This is a genomic window from Bacillus cereus, from assembly GCF_015071065.1.
In the GTDB taxonomy this organism is placed as follows: Bacteria; Bacillota; Bacilli; order Bacillales; family Bacillaceae_G; genus Bacillus_A; species Bacillus_A cereus_BA.
Window position 1 is genome coordinate 81,520 of the sequence record NZ_VOVA01000006.1, and the last position, 20,702, is coordinate 102,221.

Sequence of the window (20,702 nt, forward strand, 5' to 3'; positions counted from 1 at the left end):
AATAAAGCTTAAAGAATAAAGAAATATAAAAGAGTAAATAAAAAGTGGAGGAAATAACATGTCAAAATTACATTTAGAGGTTTTTACAGGATCTAAGCAAGCATTTCAAGTTACATCCACAATTGTATATGGAGAAAAAGATGCAATTCTTATCGATGCACAATTTTTATTAAGTGATGCGCACCGTTTAGCAGCTCAAATTATTGAAACGGGAAAGAATTTAACTCATATTTATGTGACTCATTTTCACCCGGATCATTATTTCGGATTAAATGTATTACATGAAGCATTTCCAGAAGCGAAAATTGTAGCGTTACGAAATACAGTAGAAGATATTCGCAATACGTTTGAAAAGAAAGTGGAACAATGGAAACCATCTATTGGGCATAATGTTCCTCATCAACCAATTATTCCAGAGGCATTAACAGAAGAGAAATTAATTTTAGAGGGGAACGAGTTAATCATTAAAGGTGGCCTGCAAGGTGACACGCCGAATAATAGTTATGTATGGATTCCATCATTAAAAGCTGTTGTTACAGGAGATATCGTTTATAACAATACTTTCGTATGGACGTTAGAAACAGATGCTGAAGCTCGTCATAAATGGTTAGAAACATTAAGTGAAATTGAAAATCTTCATCCTGAAATTGTTGTAGCTGGACATCGTGATTATGATGCACCAAATACAGCAGATGCGATTAAGCATACTCGTAAATATTTAGTAGCATTTGATGAAGTCCTTGCAGGAAATCCTTCAAGTGAAGAAATTCAAACGGCAATAAAGGAACGATTCCCGCACGTTAAAGCGTTAGAAATTGGACTTGTTTTAGCAGCAAACGCATTTGGGGTGAAAAAATAATGGTACAAAAAACAAATTTAGAAATTGTTCGAAGCACATATGAAGGACCATCTTCTTCAAATGCAAAACATTTAGCGGAAGCTCTCTCTGAAAAAGTAGAGTGGACAGAGGCAGCCGGTTTTCCGTACGGCGGAACGTATATTGGTGTAGAAGCAATAATGGAAAATGTATTTAGCCGTTTAGGATCAGAATGGGATAATTATAAAGCGAGTGTAAATACGTACCATGAAGTAAACGGAAAAGATGTAATCATTGCTGAAGGTGTTTACTCAGGAGTTTATAAAGAGACGGGAAAATCCTTTGAAGCAGACTTTGTTCACGTATGGAAACTTGAGAACGGAAAAATCGTGAAGTTTAGGCAGTATGTGGATAGTTATATTGTACGAGAAGCGATGAAGGCTTAAAATAAAATAAGGAAACAAATGGAATCGACTATGTGCAGGCGATTCCATTTGTTTATGTAATTATTAGGGGGAATGTGGAGTACATAATATGAAAAAATGGATAATAGGGACAATTACAATGATTGTAATTGCGGTAGGAGCTTTATTCGGTGTTACTAAATTTCTTAATTATATAGAGGAGGAGGAGAAGAGCCTTAAAGTACAAAAAGTGATGGATCAACAGGAGAAGAGGGTAAAGGAAGAAAAGCCACAAGTTAGTGAAGATGAAATTATTTCTACAATGCATAGGATGGTACATCAAAAAGTGAAATCCTCTGAGAAATGGGGATTTATCGAAATGACAAATAAGGAAATTAGTAGTGCGAAAAACGCAGTAGAAAGCAGTACTAATTTAAAATATAAATCAAAGCTGCTTTCTACGTTGGAGCGCTGGGAGAAAGGGGATTTTTCACAAACGGTTGAGGAGCATAACTTTTTGTGGGAAATTCAAGGTGGTGATACTGGAAAGGCAACAGAACGCTTATCGCCAGAAGAAGAAAAACAGTATGTGAAAGAAATGAAAGGTAAATAAAAACATCGCCACTCTGGTGGCGATGTTTTTTCATTAAGAATGCTTTCGCACTAAAGCTCTAGTTGGCTGAGCAGTCATAGTTTTGAAATGTGAAAATAAATAACATCCTGTCACGACGATAATTGTTCCGAAAATTTGAATCCATGTTAGTTCTTCTCCGAGGAAAATAAATGCTAAAATAGCTGTAAAAATTGGATTGAAATTTAGAAAAACACCTGATGTAGTAGCGCCTAATTTCTGTACACCAATGTTCCAAAATACCATACAAAGTACTGTTGAAATGAGTCCTGTATATAAAAGTGATGTAATGAAAGAAGAATTGATATTGGAAATAGTGAAGTTCCCTATGTTAAATGGAAGCAATAAAATGACGCCAAAAATGCCAGAATATAACGTCGCCATTAGTGGTGTAACTGTTTTTGTTGCCCATTTACTGCAAACAGAATAAATGCCCCAAATACAAACAGCCGCAATCATCCATAAATCTCCGCTATTAAAATGTAGTGAAAATAAAAGTGCGAAATTTCCTTTTAAAAGGACGAGCATAACCCCGAAAAATGAAAGAATCATAGAAAGAATTTGAAATGTATTTACTTTTTCTTTTAGAAATAACACAGAGAATAATGCAATCGAAATAGCGCTTAATGTAGAAATAAGTCCTACATTCGTTGCGGATGTTTTTTCTAGTGCTAAAAATTGAAAAATGTTAAAAAGAACGACTCCTGAAATTCCCATAAGTATTAACGGAAGTATTGCAGAGCGTGGTGGAATGATTTTCTTCTCTTTAAACCATACCATTGGTAATAAACAAACAATCGCAATAATCCATCTTAAACTTGTCAGTGTCATCGGAGATGCATGATCGACGAGTGATTTCCCAACAACAAAATTTCCTCCCCATAATAAGCTCGTTAATAATAATAAAAAGACGTAAAAATAAGGCATGCTAAAAACCCCTTTTTTGAAATAAGAATGAACTGTAAATAATTTTAGCATTTTTCTTTATTATCTAATATATTCTTTTGTATAATGGTTAAAACTCGATAAAATGTTTTGTTAGAAATCTTATTCACAGAAAAATATTCAGTTTTATATAAGTTATGGGATGTTTCTTCGAATAATCATCGGTAAGAAAAAAGGAGGAATTTTGATGGAGTCATCTGTTATTAAAGTGCTTGATGATTTGGATGTAAAAATTTTAGATATATTGCAGAAGGAGTCACAAGTAAGTAATGCAGAGCTAGCACGCCGCGTTAATTTATCACCGGCTGCTATGCACGCAAGAATAAAAAGATTAGACGGGGAAGGATTCATTGATAAGCAAGTTGCGATTTTAAATCAAGAAAAGCTTGGGTTTGATTTATTATGCTTTATTTTTATGAGTACGAATATTCATCAATCAGATAAGCTAGAAGTGCTGGAAAAAGAATTAGAAGCGATGCCTGAAGTGTTAGAATGTCACTGTTTAACAGGAGAGTATGATTATTTATTAAAAGTTGCAAATCGTGATCGTAAGGAACTGGAGCAGTTTATTAGAAAGCTGAATAAGTTAGGGATTACACGGATACAGACAAGTTTAGCACTGCGTGAAATTAAATATTCGACGGTATTGCCGATACGAAATGAGGAACCAAGCATTGATTAGATTGCTTGGTTTTTGTTTGTGTAAAGTGAAACTTTAATCCGTGGGGGTTTTGTTCATCCCCCACGGATTATTAGCCTTCACCAATCGGGCGTTTACGGGCAGTTGATCTCCCACTTAACTTCTTTGCTTCAGCCGAATTTTGAGGTGGGAGTCTTACTGCCCGTTAATGCGGGATAAAATTCAGAAAAGTGATTGACGGAGAGAAAAGAGAGATGTATTATTATATGAAATTATGTATTAATATGTATTTGCTCTTATAAATATTATGGTGCTAGGTAAGGGGATATAATATGAAAATCTTTAATGCGGTTACAAGTGATGTGAAAGAAATTTATAATCTCATTGAAATGTATGCAAAAGAGGGAGTTGTTTTACCGCGGTCTATTCTGTCTCTCTATCAATATTTACAATGTTTATATGTCATGAAAGAAGGAGAGAAAATTATTGGAGTTGCTGGTTTACATGTGTTAGGAGAGGATCTTGCAGAAGTACGGTCGTTAGTAGTTTCGCATACATATGCAGGAAAAGGGATAGGGCGTATGCTCGTGAGTCATGTGATGGAGGAAGCGACGAAAATAAATGTAAAAAGAGTGATTTCTTTAACGTATGAAACAGTATTTTTTCAAAAGTGTGGATTTGATTTTGTAAATAAAGAATTGCTGCCAGAGAAAGTATGGATTGATTGCAGACATTGTCCAAAAGTCAATTATTGTGATGAGGTGGCGATGATTCGTTATGTTGGATGAAATTCTAGAGAAAAAGCACCCACTATTATTCAAATAATAGTGGGTATCTATATTTTAATACAAAATGAGATGGTATTAGGAATTTGAATTCGTTTTTCTCACGGCAAAATTATAAAGTGGATCTCTAAGTTCATAGTTATACGTAGAACCATCGACAAGTCCTACAACTTTATCGTTATCATAAAGGTCGAGCATAAATTGTGCCATTTGTTTTGCAGTATGAAATTTAGGTACAACACTATCATATTGAAACTCATCAATATCAAATGAACGTTTCGCAAATTCTGTTTCAGTTGCAGCAGGAGCTAAAACTTTTGCTTGTAGTTTTGCACCTTGTTCTTTCAGTTCGTGAGATAGTCCTTCTGTAAATGCACTTACATAGAATTTCGTAGCACAGTACGTAACAGCATTTGCAACAATCGTGTATCCACCGCCTGATGAAACGTTAATAAGCTGTGTTCCTTCGGTCATTGAATAATCTCGAACGAAAAGGGAAGATAGTATTGTTAGTGCTTCTATATTTACATGCAACATCGTTTCTATCTTGTTTAAATTTTGTTCAGCAATTGAGGCGAAATTACCAAAACCTGCGTTGTTAATCCACGTTTCGATTTGAAAACTTTGTAGACTTTCATAAAATTTATAAACTTCTTCAGTGACGGATAAATCAGTTCTTCGAATGACAACATCCAATTCCGGATTCATTTCGTTAATTTTCAATTTTAATTCTTCTAATTCTGCTTGTCTTCGAGCTACAAGTATTAAGTTTTTTCCGCGAGATGCAAAGGCTAAAGCGGACTCATAGCCAATTCCTGAACTAGCGCCAGTAATAACAGTATATTTCATATAAAAGCCTCCTAAATTCAAATTAATTTATTATGGTTAGATTGTATTTGTTAGAGTATACTCTAAGTCAAATGTTTTTTATAAAGTGAAACTTTAATCAGTGGGGGGGTGTTCATCCCCCACTGATTATCAGCCCTCACCAATCGGGCGTTTACGGGCAGCCCGACTCCCACCTTGCTTCTTTGCTCCAGCCGAATTTTGAGGTGGGAGTTTTACTGCCCGCAAATAGCGGGATAATTTGGATAAGGCAGTAAAATATATGAGAGTAAATGGCGTGTGGAGGGAGTATGATTATGTACACAATTAGCGAGGTAGCTAAATTATTAGGAGTGAGCACACATACATTACGTTATTATGAAAAGGAGAATATATTAATTGCAAATCGCGATGCAAATGGGAATAGATTGTATGAAGAGTCACATATAAAGTGGTTGCAGTTTGTAATGAAGTTAAAACAAACACAAATGCCGATAGCAAAAATAAGAGAATACGCTAGATTATATACAGAAGGTGAGCATACAACCGGAGCTCGTTTACAACTTTTAGAAGATCATAAAAAATCTATTCAAACTCAAAGAGAAAACTTAGAAGTTACAGAGAATATGCTTGAAAATAAAATTATTGCATACAAAGACTCGTTGGAAAGTAAATAGCGTACAAAATATTTTGTTCTTTGTTGCATGTTGAAAAGGGAGTACAGGTCTTTGTTTTGGAATTTATCTATGAGTATTTTATTATAATGTGCCGATAAATTAAAAAGGAGCAGTTAGCTAAAAGCAACTGCTCGATTCAAAGGGATCTCCAAGGGGGAATGGAGAAAATATTTTGTTACTACCATTATTGACAGATTATTAAGAAATATACATGTGAATTTAAGAAATTTAAAATATTTTTGGGTTAATAGAATCCGGGTGTTGACATTTTATCAATTGGTCATGTAGAATGTTTATGAATGACATTCAGTCATTTTTTATGTGAAAGGGTGTAGATAAGTAACTTTTATATGTAGTTAGCTTAATAACGGAACAAATATAAGGATAAATGAGGATGATATTGGTTTTTTAAATAGTAGTTAGCGTGAGATTATATTTTTTAAATTAAAAATGACTGACGGTCAGTCAGTAAAAAATAGAAGGTGAGAGATATGAAAAATAAAGCTTGGTTATATGTCATATTAACATGTATTTTTGAAGTCTTTTGGGTGTTTGGTTTTAATACGGCCCACACTTGGTGGCATTGGGCCATTATTGTAGGAGTTATCGCTGTTGATTTTTACTTCCTATCGAAAGCGTGTGAACATCTTGCAACAGGGACTGTATATGCTGTGTTTGCCGGAGCTGGTACGGTAGGTACTTTCCTAATGGATGTATTCCTTTTCGGCGGCAGTTTCAGTGTAGGAAAACTATTCTTTATCGTGATGGTCGTAGCGGGCGTTATCGGTTTAAAATTGGCTGATAATAAAGAAGAAACAGTGGAAGAAACTATGGAAGGAGCTGCTTAAAAATGGGTTGGATTTTCGTATTTTGTGCTGCAATTAGTGAAATAGTTGGTGTGATAGGCCTTAAAATGTATAGTAAAGATAAGACGTTAGCAAATGGAGCGATTTATATAGGTGGATTTGCAACTTCCTTCGCGTTTTTATACACATCTTTCTTGTTCTTACAAGTAAGTGTGGCTTATGCGGTTTGGATTGGCATTGGGACTGCCGGAGCAGTGTTATTAAACATGTTCCTGTTTGGAGAATCGAAAAGTAAAGCTCGTATCATTAGTGTAGCCCTTATCGTATGTGGAGTTACGGGATTAAAGGCTCTTTCATAAGAAAATGATATTAAAGTTGAATCTCCTAACGATTTGTTGGGAGATTTTTATTATGAAAAGTGCACTATAATTGACAGTACAGCTAGTTATTTTATAAAATGAGTGACAGTCATTCAATACGCGTGTGAAAGGGTTTAGATGATGAATAAAAAAGAAAAAATTGTCTATGCAGCTATTGAAGTATTTCAGGAAAAGGGCGTTGAAAAAACGAAGATTTCTGATATCGTGAAATTAGCTGGCATTGCGCAAGGAACTTTCTATTTATATTTTCCTTCTAAGTTATCTGTTATGCCTGCAATAGCAGAAGTGATGGTTGAGAAGATGATACTTGCAGTGAAAGAAAAAGTACAGAACGATGCACCTTTTTCAAGTAAAGTTGAGCAGGTAATAGATGCAGTGTTTAACTTTATAGCTGAATATCGTGAAATACAAGCATTAATGTATGCGGGCCTTGCATCTACTGAACATATAAAAGAATGGGAAGCTGTATATGAGCCTCTTTATATATGGCTAAGCGAATTTTTAAGTGCTGCAAAAGAATCAGGTGAAATTCGCGATTCGGTTCACGCAGAGCGAACAGCAAAGTTATTTATCGCTCTTGTTGAATCAGCAGCGGAACAAGTTTATTTATATGATCATAAAGATGATGAGCAAGTCGAGCTACAAAAGGCAGAAGTACTAGATTTTTTAACACATGCACTACATATAAAGAAGTAGTAAGATGAACCTGTCTGAAAAAGGTAGGTTCATTTCTATGAAAAACTGAATGATAATCATTCACCCTGTACTTATGTATGTGTGGAAGGATAGAGTGAAATTTTAATAAGTGAGGGCAATATCCACTTTTTATGAGCTCACGAATAGCGGGATAAAGAGAAAGTTTCCTGGGCATTATTTTTGAGAGGAACTTACGGGAAGAGGTGTTAAAAAGTGAAGAAACCGATAAAAGAACAAAAGATGGTATTAATCATTCTTTTGAGTAATATATTTATCGCTTTTTTAGGGATTGGATTAATCATTCCGGTTATGCCATCCTTTATGAATGATATGAATTTAACAGGAAAGACGATGGGCTATCTCGTTGCAGTATTTGCAATGGCTCAGCTTATTACTTCACCAATTACAGGCCGGTGGGTCGATCTTTACGGTAGGAAGAAAATGATAATCATTGGATTATTTATTTTTGGTGTTTCAGAGCTTCTTTTTGGATTAGGAAAAGATGTATGGATGCTTTATGCAGCGAGGGTGTTAGGCGGAATTAGTGCTGCGTTTATTATGCCGGGTGTTACGGCATATGTTGCTGATATTACATCTATTAAGGAGCGTCCAAAGGCGATGGGATACTTATCTGCGGCTATTAGCACCGGATTTATTATAGGGCCTGGAATCGGCGGGTTTATTGCAGAATACGGAATACGTGTACCGTTCTTTGTGGCAGCAGTTATAGCCTTTATAGCATGCATTATTTCTATATTTATTTTGAAAGAGCCGTTAACGAAAGAACAAATTGCAGAGATTTCTGCTAATACGAAAGAATCAAGTTTTATCGGGGATTTAAAGAAATCTTTAAATCCAATGTATGCAATCGCATTTATTATTGTATTTGTACTCGCTTTCGGTTTATCAGCATATGAAACAGTTTTTAGTCTGTTTTCTGATCATAAATTTGGTTTCACACCGAAAGACATTGCTGCCATTATTACGATTAGCTCAATCTTTGGGGTAGTTGTGCAAGTATTTATGTTTGGAAAATTGGTAGACATGTTCGGTGAGAAAGTATTAATTCAAATATGTTTAGTTGTAGGAGCAGTGTTAGCATTCGTTTCAACTATAGTCTTTAATTATTGGAGTGTACTTCTTGTTACTTGCTTTATTTTCTTAGCATTTGATTTACTTCGTCCAGCTTTAACGACGTTTTTATCGAAAGCAGCTGGAAAAGAGCAAGGATTCGTTGCTGGTATGAACTCAACTTATACGAGCTTAGGAAATATTGCAGGACCGGCGATGGGCGGAATATTATTTGATATAAATATTCATTATCCATATGCTTTCTCAGGCGTTGTTTTAATAGTTGGTCTCGGCATTACATTTATGTGGAGAGAGAAGCAGTTAGCTGAAAGTTTCGCGAAGTAATAAAACCCCTTACCATTGTAAGGGGTTTTTGTTTTACAAACTTAATCCAAACCGCTTTAATTCAATAAAAATCCCCTCTAATTGCTTTCCTTTATCCGTTAATGTGTATTCTACACGAGGCGGAACTTCTGGATATACTTTTCTCGTTATAATCCCTTGTGCTTCTAATTCTTTGAGGCGAAGTGATAATGTTTTCGGACTAATCCCATCCATTGATTTTTGTAAATCACTAAACCGTAATGTCCCTTCAATAAGAAGGTCACGAATAATTAAAAATGTCCATTTTGTACTAATTACGTCAAGAGTTTTAGCGATAGGACATGGGATTCCAGGTAAGCCTTTCGTTAATACAACCGGATCTATATTGTTCATGGAACTAGCCTCCATAAAAATTTTTTGAATGAATTTGCTTTATAGTATCACAAAACTATACTTTTGGTAACTATATGAAAAAAATATCACTACTTCCATAAAGGAAGTTAGTGCATATACAATAGCAATACGAAATACAAAGGGTTTGTATGAAGAGGAGGTGATTTCCATGGGTATAAAAAAGTTGTTTGCGTTCCTTAGTTTTTTTGTCATTTGCATTGTGCTTGTAGCATGTAGTGGTGAGCAAAAAACTGAAATTCAGTTATTAAAGGAAATGCCGAAGCCAAAAGCAATGACAATTGATCCTTCATTAAGTAAAAAGGAAGCGACAGAAATCGTGCATGCAGCTCAGCGTTTTTATGCATTTTGGGATACAGGTAAAGAGGAGCTTATTCCGCAGACTGTTTCTGAAAAATTTTTCGATAATACGTTGCCGAAAGGCCGTCCACAAGGCATTGAAGGATTAAAGTTTGCAGCGCAAAATTTTCGTAAAGTCGTTCCAGACATACATTGCGAGATTGAAGATTTGTTAGTTGTTGGAGATAAAGTAACAGCTCGTCTTTCTTTTACAGGAACTCATAATGGTCAGAAAATCAATTTTTTTGCGATTGATATTTTGCATGTGAAAGACGGAAAGGTAACGGAAGATTGGCATTTAGAAGATAATCTTACACTGAAACAGCAACTGGGCTTAATAGCTGAAGAGTAGATCATATAGGGGAGAGAAAAGCGATGAAAAATGTATTGATTATAAATGGACATGAAAAATACGGTTCGAAAGAAGGTCGATTAAATAGAACGTTAGTTGAGTATATGGTAACTGTATTAAGCGAGAATCATCATGTGAAAACAACAACGATTCAAGATGGCTACAATAGTAAAGAAGAACAAGATAAATTTCTATGGGCGGATGTTGTAATTTATCAAACACCAATTTACTGGTTTAGTGTTCCTGGATTATTTAAAACGTATATGGATGAAGTATATGAATATGGCTTGTTCTTTAAAGGTGCGGATGAATACGGAACAGGTGGTTTACTAAAAGAGAAGCAGTATATGTTTTCTACAACTTGGAACGCACCTGAAAAAGCATTCGGAGATAAGACGAAGTTCTTTGAAGGAGAAAGTTTAGAATCAGCGCTTAGTCATTTACATCGTGTGCAGAAGTTTCTCGGTATGAGTCCGTTAAAGAGTTTTGCTTGCTATGATGTGGTGAAAAATCCGGATATTGAGAAATTTTTGATGGACTTGAAGAATCATTTGGCTGAAGTAATTTAATAATAGTTTGCATCTTTGTGCGTAAAAAGGTTCATCTTTAAAAATGTAAAAGAAGGTACTACTAAGGATGTAGTACCTTCTCTTGCATTCATAAAAATTGCTTAGTTTTTCTTAGCTTAAAGTCTTCATAAGCGGAAATTAACCTTTTATGAAATACGTTGAAAATCTTTACTCATACAGGACTGTTTTAGTTTTTTTGATTTTATCAAATATTTAATATCAGAGGTGTTATCGTATGAAAGCTGAGTATGATAATAGTTAATATACTCAAATAATGCAAAAACATAAACAAATAGAGCGAATGATAGCCCGCCTAAAGGTAAGTGGGGATACCAAATTAAAAAATCGATAATAAACATAATAAGTCCTGTGATAATCAATCCGATATTTATTTTTTTTAGTATTTTTAAATATTGAATAATCCAAATAGGTGTAACAGATGTTTTTTCTTTTTTTAGTCTTTTCCACTTTACGTACCAGTAAAAAGTTCCTTGTAGTAAGAGAAACTCTAAAAGAAGAAATGAGACCCAAAAAGAATATAGGGAATATAAATATAATGTAGGATAAGCATAATTAAGTAAGTAACTTGTGAAAATAAAGGTAATGACTGAAAATAATTCACCTGTGTATAGATAGGAAAGCCTTTTTTCTAGGTTGCTTTTCATGGTTCTTCTCCTTTTATAAAAAACTTCACATTTTAACGCGGGGATGGCTGTATCCATAACTTCGCAAAATTTGCCCAACCGAATGAATCTATTGTTACATTTTTTAGAGAAGAGGGATATGTTTTCCTTTTTAAAACGTGATAGTTAAATAAAATGATGTGTTCTGCTTGTAAAAACTCTTCGATTTCATACATGAGCTCATAGCGCTTGTCTTTATTTCCTTCTAATAAAAAGGTATCTAGCAAACAAATAATTTGTTTTTCATAGTGCGGGTCCATGAACCGATTTACGAAGCAACTTTTATTTTTAAATACATTTAAGAATGCAATTTCATGATCGGTAGCAAATACTTCTCCCATTAAAATAATATCGGCATGTCTATCAATAGAACGATCCATATAATCTGAAACGAGAAATGGGTGAAGTTCTACGTGCACTCCTAATTGTTCGCAACGTTCTTTTAGGAAGTCTGCGTCATTTGCGCTATCTTTAAATGCGAAGAAGTAAATATGTATCGTCTCTCCATTATAGGTGCTCTTTTTCAAATACTCTTTTGCTTTTTCTAAAGAGTAGGATCTTCCCAGAGCTTGGCGGCTTCTTTCAGGGAAAAAGCTTGATGCAGCAATTGTTCGTCGCCCCTCTATATTACGAAGTATCGTTTCAACATCATATATTTCTCTCCAAGATTTACGAAAGTAAATGTCGTGGTGGGGACCAGGTTTTGTAAAGTTGAAGCCAGCATAAATACAGCCTATTTCTTCTATTTGTATGTCATGTCTTTCATTTTCATTCTCATTTGGTAATTCATAATCAGAATGTATTTTCACATGATCTGGAATACGCCAAAACTCAATACGGTCTAGTAATGCACGTTCTTTAAAATAATGCGTGAAAGCTTCTAGTACGATATTATCTTCAGAATAATGATTAAGTTTAAAAGGTCCAGTACCTATATAGTGATGATTTTGGATTACCGTATCATAGGGCAAAATTGCGAGTTGTATTGAACTTACATAATGTAAGAAAAACAAATTCGGTTTTGCTAAATGGAACCGTACTTGCAGTGGTGACGGTGTTTCAATTTGGACAATTTCCTGTGTTAACCATGTGTAAGGAGATTGAGCTTGCTGCAATCTTTCAAATGAAAATTGAACATCTTTAGAAGTTAAAAGAGTTTCATTATGAAAATGTATATCTTTTCGTAAATAAAACGTCCACGTAAGTTGATCCTGACTTAATTCCCACGTATGAGCAATGTGCGGTTCCATTTTTTCTGTAATATCGTTATAAATGACTAATGTATCAAAAATTTGGCTAATAAGATGACCCTCGGTTGTTACAGCCGTAAAAGCGGGATCTAATGGTAATATCTTTCTTGATATAGGGATCTTCAATATGTCATACATATCATTTGAAGGTTCGTATCCAAAATGATGATGTAGTTTATTTTCTATCTTTTTTTGAATTGCAAGAGGAAGGGGCTCTTTTAAAAGAAGAAAGACATCTTTTAATTTTTCTTGGGTTAACAGTTCATCTGTATAGGATTCAATCGCTTCTGCTAAAGTATGTGCAAATATAATTTCTGTTTTATTTCCGCGACCACGCCCTGGAGTCCAGTAAATTAGCTGTTCTTCGCTCATTTTCTTTAATAAAATCTTCACGTTTTTCGTACTGCAATATAAAACATCCGCTAATTCTTGTAAGCTATTTCGTATATGTTGTTGGTCTTGTGCATGCAACCTTAGTCTAATGTAATAATCCATAATTTTCATATGTATACACTTCCTTCTATAATAAAAGGGGAAACTCTTTAGAATATTCTAACCTTTTTCTTCCTCTTTTTCAAAGTAAAATGAATAAGCATAAGGAGGAGGAAACAATGGGATTTTGGAGTATGCACCGAAATATAAAAATTAGAATTATAACTTCGTTTTTAACACGTACTGTGTCCACAATGATTTTTCCATTTATGGCGATTTATTTTTCAATAAAGTTAGGTAGTGCTGTTGCGGGTGCTTTACTACTAATTAATGTAATAGCTTCATTAGTAATTGGTTTATACGGTGGGTATATTGGCGATCGGCTTGGGTGTAAAAAAGTAATGATTATAGGTCAAAGTATACAAGTCATTTCAATTGCTTGTATGGGAATTGCGAATTCGGATTATGTAGATTCACCTTGGTTAACGTTTTTGTTTATGTTAGGGAACAGTTTAGGATCTGGGCTTATGAATCCAGCAACCGAGGCGATGTTAATCGATGTGAGTACACCTGAAAATCGAAAAGTGATGTACAGCATTAACTACTGGGCTATTAACTTATCGATTGCGATTGGAGCGATATTTGGCGGATTACTATTTGAAAACTATAGATTCCAATTGTTTATCGTATTAACGGCTGTTGCTGTCATCACTTTATATATTATGGCTGTATATATGGAAGAAGTGTATGTGGCTCGAAAAACAGTAGCGAAGAAAAGCGTATTAAGAGATATGGCGGATAGTTATAAAGTTGTTATGAAAGACCGAGCGTTTTTAATTTTTTGTACAGCAAGTATATGTACATTATCTTTAGAGTTTCAAATTAATAATTATTTAGGGGTACGTTTGCAGAAGGAATTTGAAACGATTCACTTTTTCTTTGGAAATGGTTTTACGTTTGATTTAACAGGTATAAGAATGCTGAGCTGGATATCTACAGAGAATACAATTTTAATTGTATTATTTTCGGCGCTTGTTATTAAAATGTTGAAGAGCTTCAACGATTTAAAGATTTTATATGTAGGCTTATTCATTTATACAATTGGATTTACCATACTTGGAACGAGCAATAGCCTATGGATTTTATTAATTGCGGGGCTTTTCCAAACTGTAGGAGAGATGATGTATGTACCGGTTCGTCAATCTATTATGGCAGATATGGTGCCAAATGAGGCGAGAGGTTCTTATATGGCGATAAATGGAATGGTCTTTCAAGTGGCGAAAATGAACGGTGCATTAGGGGTTATGTTAGGTTCATTTATTGCCTCTTGGGGAATGAGTGTGCTGTATTTTATTGTTGGTATGAGCAGTATTTTATTATTTATGAAGGCGATCGGAAAAGAGAAGTATGAGGATGAGAAAGGAGTTTCTCAGATTGGATAAAGTTATCTAAAAAGCGAACCGGTTATGCTGGGACTCGCTTTTTAGATAGCTTCTAAAACGGATCAACTTCAGCTAAATTAGGATTGGCATTCGGGTTTGTTAATAAGTTTTTCAGTTCACCTACTTCTGAGAGAGCGACGAGAATATAACCACTAATGAGGACAATGAGTCCGATGACCCGTAATGTTTGCAATTTAATGTCACGGCTATTTTCTTCTGAGTTGTTTTGGGGCGTTGAAGGCGGATTGTTGTTCATAATAGAGCTCCTATCTTTTTTATTTATCCCGCTATTTGTGGGCGGTAAGACTCCCACCTCAAAATTCGGCGAATGCGAGGAAGTTAGGTGGGAGATAACTGCCCGTAAATGCCCGATTGGTGAAGGCTAATAATCAGTGGGAGATGGACAAAACCCCTACTGATTAAAGTTTCACTTTATATGTGCGAAATCATTATTTAACTTATGGATAGGAATCGTATAGTCATTTTCACTATATGAGAAATGCCTACGAAAAGTGATTAGAAATTTTAGGACGAGAAAAGAGGCTGCTGTGCGCAGCCTCTTTTTTAGTTATAAAGAAGAAATCCGTTTCTTCGTTTTTGGTACAATAATAAACTTTATCCATAGTACTCCGATTACTACAATGATCAAACTATGTAGTAATTGTCCTGTAGCAATGAGTATAACAACTGAAAATACAGCTAACTGAATGCTTATTAATGTGAAAAGTAAGCTGAGAAATTGATTCAGTCTTTCTTCAGTAGCAATCGGATATAATGCCACAATAATATTTCCCGAAAAATACTTCCACAGCGAACGAAGCTGCATAGAGATCATATATAGGACGCAGTAAGTGATAGCGCCTTTTACATATAGATTCGGTACGAAATATACGATAAAGGAACCGATAATACTTAAGCGAATATATATACCGAAATAATCATTCCCACGTAAAAACGATAGTGTATGTAAATAGAAGAAAGTAGCTTGTTTTTTATGTAGTAAAGGTTCAATCCAATTTGTAAGCCATTTTCTACCGTTTACTTGTTTTTTTAGCTGCGGAACATCAGTGAAGATGCTAGCGAATTGATAAAAGCGAATGTCCATTTTTTCTTCTTGCTCGATTACGTATTCCCACGGTATTCGTTTTGCGGGCTGTTTTTTTGTATATAGAAGTAGGAAAGCAAGAAGTAAGAGTAAGCCACCCAATACGATAACATTTGCTGCATAAAACAGCATGTAAAGAATAAGTGCATTACAAAAGGCGCGCACTATAAGCCATATGTTTTTTTCATGACTATCACGCCATATCCAATGTATGTATATATTCCAGCCTTTTAAAATCATTAAAACTATAAAGATTGTACATAAAAAAGGTACGGTTAGTTGTAATGATTGCATGGCAAGCGGTACGATAATAAGGAACATAAATACAAGCGGGAAAAGCTGAATGATGTAATTATATAGAAGAGATTTTTTGAAATAAGATGTTAATTTCTCTTCTAGTGCTAGTAAATAGACAGCGTCAGGTTTTTGAATAAATGTGCGAACTTGGCATCTCGTTATAATGAGTGTAAGTACGATCGTGATGAGTAATAAAGATATTCCTTTAGAAGGATCCGTTTTAAGAAACTTTGCGTAATAATATGCACCTACACATGAGACGAAGATGAAGCTATATAGCAAACCGTTAATCATACGTGCAAAGTATGTGATGGCATTTTGAATATGTTGTTGAAAGCGAGAGCTCCATAGTGATTCGATTGACATGTTTTTCACCTCTTTTTTCTATTATATATGTTTTATTAAGCAAAAAACGAGCAAATTGCGTTATGCAACTTGCTCGTTTTTCTTTTCTTTATTTTTTTTCTGATCACGATTCATTAATGGATAGAAGGCAAAGCCAATTACGAATAAACCAATTCCGAGAAGGAATGTTTTTATATCGGATGCTCCGGTTTTAATAACCCATAGTGCGTAGCAAATTGCGATCACTGCGACTATGCCATCCGTAATTCTTGCCCGCATTTCATTTTTATATGTTTCACCAGTTGCGACTAGCTTTAACTGGAAGATTGGTGAAACTAGATATGGAATGAGATAGGCTAAAGTTGATACGGTAATAACGAATGTATAAGCTTCCGCGATTGTTCCTGATAATGTTGAGAATAAGAACACTTGCGACATAATGTTTGTTAATCGTAGTGAGTAAATTGGACTTCCTTTTTTATTTGTTTTTGTGAAGAAGGAAGGGAAGAAACCTTCTTTCGCTGCTTGATAAGGTACTTCTGAGCTTAATAAAATCCAGCCTAATATGGAACCGAATAGGGAAGTAAGAGCAAGTAATGCCATAAGTTTCCCGCCGCCGTGACCCATTGCAGCGTTTAAAGCATCTGCTAATGGACGTTCAGAAGCTTGTAATTTATCAACGTGAAGTACACCCATTGTTAAAATTGTAATTCCTAAGTAAATTGCAACTGTAATTAGTAAACCAGCAACAGTGGCGCGTTTTACCGTTTTTGGAGAGGTAGCTCGGTTTGATAAAAGAACTGCTGATTCAATTCCGATAAATGCCCAAAGTGTTGTAAGAGCAGCTAAGTTCACTTGTGAAAGGAGGCCGTGTGATACGCCTTCTTTATCGATCATAGGTGTGTACCATTGCCCAAACTTTGAAGCTTCAAATGCAAATAAAGTAACGATGATGAATAGAAGGAATCCAGTTACTTTCGTTGTTGTTGCTAAAAAGTTTAATTTTCCAGCTCCACTTACACCGTTTGTTAAAATTAAATGTGTTCCCCATAGTAAGACGGAACAAATGGTAAATGTAATTAGTTTTCCAACTTCTATATCGAAAGAGCCAATTGAAAACAATAGACGTGTATCTTTCATAATCGGGAAGAAGAGTGATAAATATCCCGCGAAAGATGTAATAATGGCAACGTTACTTGCCCAGTTTGCTACCCAATATCCCCACACCATACTGAAACCAGCCATTTTCTTCTTTTTTGGTGATGAAAATAAAGCATATGCATGACTTTGTGGTCCTGTCGTTAAATCAGGACGACGAATTGCTAAATTACCGAAAACAAGAGCTAGCATTAAAACACCAAACCCTGTTGTTAACCAAGCTAAAGTGACACCGAGTGGGCTTGCTGTTTGTGCCAACGTACTTGGTACCATGAAAATACCAGCGCCAACCATGTTACCGACAACGAAAGCTGTTAGTACCCAAAAGCCCCATTTTTTTTGTTGCATAGAAAATACCTCCAAAGTTAGTATAACCAAGTCAAGCGAGGAGATATGTATGTCTTCCTAAGTCAGGAAGAGAAGTTCCAAACAAAACAAAAAAAGCACGTAAACTTGCCGCTACATGCTTTCTATCTTATAAGAAACCCACGCGACATACCTCTCGATAGCTCTCCACAAACGAAACGTTTGTGACAGTTCTGCACTTATTAAATGCAGACCCAGCAAGCGTGCATGGTGGACACATCTTACTTCGGCAACCATTCCTTTCTCATTCATTCATCAATGCCACTACATCTCCTGAAATGATACTCTTAATGATTGCAACCTCTACCTCACCGAGATACGAATGAGGATTTATGTATTAAATTAACATGTTTAAGAGTAACAAATGTATTTTTATACGTCAATGGATATAGCAATAATCAGATTATAGGGAAGAGTTTGTTATTAAGGGGTGGAGGGTTTGAAACGAATTCATTGAATAAATATATATTGAATTTTTAACAGGAAATTTACTTTTAATGGGGATGGAGAGTATTTAAATGATACGTGCTTATAGTGAAAAAGAGGATAGAATCGGTATGTTAAATTTAATAAAAAGTATGGGGATAGAAGAAGAGGTAGGTTCCTTAGATGATATTGTATCGAATTCCACGCATTTTCTTTTATATAACCAAAATGGGATTGAAGGGTTCGCATATTCATCTTTTTATACAAATAGTAATGAAGAGTCTATTGCTCAAATAAGTGTGTATGTGGAACAGGGTTCTCGATTGAAAGGTATTGGTTCTGCATTATATAAGGCAATAGAAGAGTTGATTTTTAAAATGAATCCGGATTTTGTGTGCACTTATATGAGAACAGAATCAGAAAATTGTATTGGTTTTGCTAAGAAAATGGGATTTGAAAGATGGTGGGGATCACTTGAATTGATATATAAGGGAGAGAGCTTTCCTGAAACGAATATGACGTTTATTAAATATGAGGATAGATTTTTTGAGCAGTTTGTAACAATGGTACAGGAATGTTATTACGAATTGCATGAAATGAATGATATGAAGCCTTATCTTGCTCCGAAAGATAGTATAAAGAAATACAAATTGAACAATGAAAGTAATGTGTATGTGGTTTTAAAAAATGACCAGTTTGTTGCATCAGTTACGGTAGGGGAAGGGACAGTAGAGAATTTAATGGTTGCACAAAGTCATCAAGGAAATGGATATGGGCGTAAAGCTTTACAATTTGTTATCAACAAGTTGTTAGAAGACGGGTACGAAGACATTAGACTATGTTATATAGAAGGAAATGAAAGTGCTGAGAGGTTATACAACTCTGTAGGATTTAAACCGCTTCGTAATACACAAGTGTACCGGAAATTTTTTTGAATAAAAAGAAGCTGATCTAAACATTAGATCAGCTTCTACATATAAGATTAAACTAAGTTTAATACAGTTACTTTTTGACGAGTCATAGACTCAAGGCTCTTACGAATACCTTGTGCGCCCATACCTGAACCTTTTACACCGATGAACGGGAAGTGGTCAGGGCCGCGCTCTGTGCGTCCGTTAATTTGAACAGAACCAGTGTCGATTTTGTTAGCAATTGCAAATGCTTTGTTAATGTCTTTTGTGAAGACACTTGCTTGCAGGCCGAACTCTGATTTGTTAGCAATTTCAATTGCTTGTTCATCAGAAGAAACACGGATGATTGGAAGGATTGGACCGAATGGCTCTTCCCAAGCGACTTTCATTTCTTCTGTTACGTGGTCGATTAATGTTGGATAAATTAAGTTACGCTCACGTTTGTTACCGATAACAATTGTTGCACCTTTTTCAGCAGCATCGTCAATTAAACCTTGAACGAAGTCAGCAGATTTGTCGTCGATTAATGGAACGATTGTGCTGTTTTGTTCTGGAGATCCAACTGATAGTTCAGCCACTTGCTCTTTTAATAAGCCAGCTAGTTCGTCTGCTACATTTTCATGTACAAGTACACGTTTAATAGCTGTACAACGTTGACCTGAGTAAGAGAATGCACCGCTTACGATATGCTTTGCAGCTTCTTGTAAGTCTGCATCTTCACAAACGATACCAGGATCTTTACCACCAAGTTCTAATACAAGTGGAATCATCGCAGCTTTTTTCGCTAAATGCTTACCTGTATTTGTACCACCTGTGAACGATACCATATTTACGCCAGGATGTTCTACTAAGTAGTCACCAATTACAGAACCGCGTCCTGTAGCTACGTTTACAAGACCTTTTGGTAGGCCTGCTTTATGAAGTGCTTCAACCATTTTAATACCGCTAATAGCACCTTGAGTTGCTGGTTTGAAGATAACAGCGTTACCCATAATAAGTGCTGGTGCAAGTTTTGCAGCAGATAAGTTTACTGGGTAGTTAAACGGTGCGATTGCTAATACAACACCAAGTGGTGCACGCTGAATAATCGCAAGTTTAGATTTAGATCCACCAGGGAAGCTATCACCCATCATGCTTTCTCCGTGCATATGAAGTGATTCGTCAACAGTGTAACGAATTAAGTCAGCTGTACGAACGACTTCTTTTTGCGCATCTTTATATCCTTTACCGACTTCTTTCATAATGATATCGGCAATTTCATCTTGCATATTTACGAGCTCATCAGCCCATTTATATAAATATTTTGCACGATCTTGTAGAGAAGCTTCAGCCCATGATTTTTGAGCTTCTTTTGCAGATGCAATTGCTTCATCAACTTCTCCGCGAGTAATTGCTTGTACTTGACCAATTACTTCGTGTAAGTATGGAGATGGAATTTCGATTGTTTGACCTGAAGAGCTTTCTCTCCATTCTCCGTTTAAATAAAATTTGTACGTATTGCTAGTTGTCATGATTAGTCCTCCTAAAATAGCAACTTGTAAGAGTGAGTATAAGGTGATTGTAGGTGGTTTGATAATATTTTTCAAATGAAATGTTTGTGAAAACGATTTCTTAT

23 protein-coding genes and 1 riboswitch are annotated in these 20,702 nt (G+C 35.3%); of the genes, 14 read left to right on the forward strand and 9 right to left on the reverse strand.

Features of this window, described 5'->3' with window-relative positions:
* The first annotated feature begins 58 nt into the window (after positions 1-58).
* The 3 genes from FT637_RS17315 to FT637_RS17325 all read left to right on the forward strand — a co-directional run bounded on the left by FT637_RS17315 (position 59) and on the right by FT637_RS17325 (position 1,834).
* Positions 59-859, forward strand: a complete 801-nt coding sequence (locus FT637_RS17315; RefSeq protein WP_193647342.1) for an MBL fold metallo-hydrolase — start codon at positions 59-61, stop codon at positions 857-859.
* On the forward strand, positions 859-1,263 hold the full coding sequence (locus FT637_RS17320) for a nuclear transport factor 2 family protein (protein WP_193647343.1): 405 nt from the start codon (positions 859-861) through the stop codon (positions 1,261-1,263). Before FT637_RS17315 ends, FT637_RS17320 begins: the two co-directional genes overlap by 1 nt.
* An 88-nt stretch (positions 1,264-1,351) precedes the next feature.
* A complete protein-coding gene (locus FT637_RS17325; protein WP_193647344.1) occupies positions 1,352-1,834 on the forward strand; it encodes a PRK06770 family protein in 483 nt (160 codons plus the stop codon).
* A 33-nt stretch (positions 1,835-1,867) separates the two neighbouring features.
* Here FT637_RS17325 and FT637_RS17330 read toward each other — a convergent pair whose 3' ends face one another.
* The gene (locus FT637_RS17330) at positions 1,868-2,779 is read right to left on the reverse strand and encodes a DMT family transporter (protein WP_193647345.1); all 912 of its coding nucleotides are present in this window, start codon (positions 2,777-2,779) and stop codon (positions 1,868-1,870) included.
* 205 nt (positions 2,780-2,984) lie between these two features.
* On the opposite strand from FT637_RS17330, the gene FT637_RS17335 reads away from it, so the two are divergent.
* Together FT637_RS17335 and FT637_RS17340 are read left to right on the forward strand one after the other, a co-directional pair.
* Positions 2,985-3,479 (forward strand): Lrp/AsnC family transcriptional regulator, encoded by a 495-nt coding sequence (locus FT637_RS17335; RefSeq protein ID WP_002159151.1) that lies wholly within the window; start codon positions 2,985-2,987, stop codon positions 3,477-3,479.
* A 290-nt stretch (positions 3,480-3,769) separates the two neighbouring features.
* On the forward strand, positions 3,770-4,225 hold the full coding sequence (locus FT637_RS17340) for an N-acetyltransferase (RefSeq protein WP_193647346.1): 456 nt from the start codon (positions 3,770-3,772) through the stop codon (positions 4,223-4,225).
* Between the two features lie 75 nt (positions 4,226-4,300).
* Here FT637_RS17340 and FT637_RS17345 read toward each other — a convergent pair whose 3' ends face one another.
* Positions 4,301-5,071, reverse strand: a complete 771-nt coding sequence (locus FT637_RS17345; protein ID WP_193647347.1) for an SDR family NAD(P)-dependent oxidoreductase — start codon at positions 5,069-5,071, stop codon at positions 4,301-4,303.
* Between the two features lie 293 nt (positions 5,072-5,364).
* Between FT637_RS17345 and FT637_RS17350 the strand changes: the two genes are divergently transcribed.
* The 5 genes from FT637_RS17350 (at position 5,365) to FT637_RS17370 (ending at position 9,022) form a co-directional block, all read left to right on the forward strand.
* Positions 5,365-5,724 (forward strand): MerR family transcriptional regulator, encoded by a 360-nt coding sequence (locus FT637_RS17350; protein WP_193647348.1) that lies wholly within the window; start codon positions 5,365-5,367, stop codon positions 5,722-5,724.
* 491 nt (positions 5,725-6,215) lie between these two features.
* Positions 6,216-6,572 (forward strand): DMT family transporter, encoded by a 357-nt coding sequence (locus tag FT637_RS17355; protein ID WP_193647349.1) that lies wholly within the window; start codon positions 6,216-6,218, stop codon positions 6,570-6,572.
* A 2-nt stretch (positions 6,573-6,574) separates the two neighbouring features.
* Positions 6,575-6,889 (forward strand): DMT family transporter, encoded by a 315-nt coding sequence (locus FT637_RS17360; RefSeq protein ID WP_048373562.1) that lies wholly within the window; start codon positions 6,575-6,577, stop codon positions 6,887-6,889.
* A gap of 138 nt (positions 6,890-7,027) precedes the next feature.
* Complete coding sequence (locus tag FT637_RS17365; RefSeq protein WP_193647350.1) at positions 7,028-7,606, forward strand: TetR family transcriptional regulator; 579 nt, start codon at positions 7,028-7,030, stop codon at positions 7,604-7,606.
* A gap of 213 nt (positions 7,607-7,819) precedes the next feature.
* Entirely contained in the window at positions 7,820-9,022 is a 1,203-nt protein-coding gene (locus FT637_RS17370) for an MFS transporter (RefSeq protein ID WP_193647351.1), read from the forward strand.
* Positions 9,023-9,055: 33 nt separating this feature from the next.
* Here FT637_RS17370 and FT637_RS17375 read toward each other — a convergent pair whose 3' ends face one another.
* Positions 9,056-9,394, reverse strand: a complete 339-nt coding sequence (locus FT637_RS17375; RefSeq protein WP_001059473.1) for a winged helix-turn-helix transcriptional regulator — start codon at positions 9,392-9,394, stop codon at positions 9,056-9,058.
* Positions 9,395-9,563: 169 nt separating this feature from the next.
* Here FT637_RS17375 and FT637_RS17380 point away from each other — a divergent pair, with 169 nt between their 5' ends.
* Positions 9,564-10,103, forward strand: coding sequence for an ester cyclase (locus FT637_RS17380; RefSeq protein ID WP_193647352.1), 540 nt, complete (start codon positions 9,564-9,566; stop codon positions 10,101-10,103).
* Between the two features lie 23 nt (positions 10,104-10,126).
* Positions 10,127-10,672: an NAD(P)H-dependent oxidoreductase gene (locus FT637_RS17385; RefSeq protein WP_193647353.1), complete on the forward strand. Its 546-nt coding sequence runs from the start codon at positions 10,127-10,129 to the stop codon at positions 10,670-10,672.
* Positions 10,673-10,818: 146 nt separating this feature from the next.
* On the opposite strand, the gene FT637_RS17390 is transcribed toward FT637_RS17385, so the two are convergent.
* Both FT637_RS17390 and FT637_RS17395 read right to left on the reverse strand, forming a co-directional pair.
* Positions 10,819-11,337 carry a general stress protein gene (locus FT637_RS17390; protein ID WP_193647459.1) on the reverse strand — a complete coding sequence of 173 codons (519 nt, stop codon included), beginning with the start codon at positions 11,335-11,337 and terminating at the stop codon, positions 10,819-10,821.
* Positions 11,338-11,369: 32 nt separating this feature from the next.
* The gene (locus FT637_RS17395) at positions 11,370-13,109 is read right to left on the reverse strand and encodes an SgrR family transcriptional regulator (RefSeq protein ID WP_193647354.1); all 1,740 of its coding nucleotides are present in this window, start codon (positions 13,107-13,109) and stop codon (positions 11,370-11,372) included.
* Between the two features lie 107 nt (positions 13,110-13,216).
* On the opposite strand from FT637_RS17395, the gene FT637_RS17400 reads away from it, so the two are divergent.
* The gene (locus tag FT637_RS17400; RefSeq protein ID WP_193647355.1) at positions 13,217-14,479 is read left to right on the forward strand and encodes an MDR family MFS transporter; all 1,263 of its coding nucleotides are present in this window, start codon (positions 13,217-13,219) and stop codon (positions 14,477-14,479) included.
* Between the two features lie 52 nt (positions 14,480-14,531).
* On the opposite strand, the gene FT637_RS17405 is transcribed toward FT637_RS17400, so the two are convergent.
* From FT637_RS17405 to FT637_RS17415, 3 genes are all read right to left on the reverse strand, one after another.
* Positions 14,532-14,735, reverse strand: a complete 204-nt coding sequence (locus FT637_RS17405; protein WP_193647356.1) for a hypothetical protein — start codon at positions 14,733-14,735, stop codon at positions 14,532-14,534.
* Positions 14,736-15,047: 312 nt separating this feature from the next.
* A complete protein-coding gene (locus tag FT637_RS17410; protein ID WP_193647357.1) occupies positions 15,048-16,247 on the reverse strand; it encodes an ABC transporter permease in 1,200 nt (399 codons plus the stop codon).
* Between the two features lie 60 nt (positions 16,248-16,307).
* Positions 16,308-17,732: an amino acid permease gene (locus FT637_RS17415; protein ID WP_193647358.1), complete on the reverse strand. Its 1,425-nt coding sequence runs from the start codon at positions 17,730-17,732 to the stop codon at positions 16,308-16,310.
* 150 nt (positions 17,733-17,882) lie between these two features.
* Positions 17,883-18,064, reverse strand: a riboswitch (Lysine riboswitch).
* 204 nt (positions 18,065-18,268) lie between these two features.
* Here FT637_RS17415 and FT637_RS17420 point away from each other — a divergent pair.
* Entirely contained in the window at positions 18,269-19,111 is an 843-nt protein-coding gene (locus FT637_RS17420) for a GNAT family N-acetyltransferase (RefSeq protein ID WP_193647359.1), read from the forward strand.
* 47 nt (positions 19,112-19,158) lie between these two features.
* Here FT637_RS17420 and gapN read toward each other — a convergent pair whose 3' ends face one another.
* A complete protein-coding gene (gene gapN, locus FT637_RS17425; protein WP_193647360.1) occupies positions 19,159-20,598 on the reverse strand; it encodes an NADP-dependent glyceraldehyde-3-phosphate dehydrogenase in 1,440 nt (479 codons plus the stop codon).
* Positions 20,599-20,702: the final 104 nt, after the last annotated feature.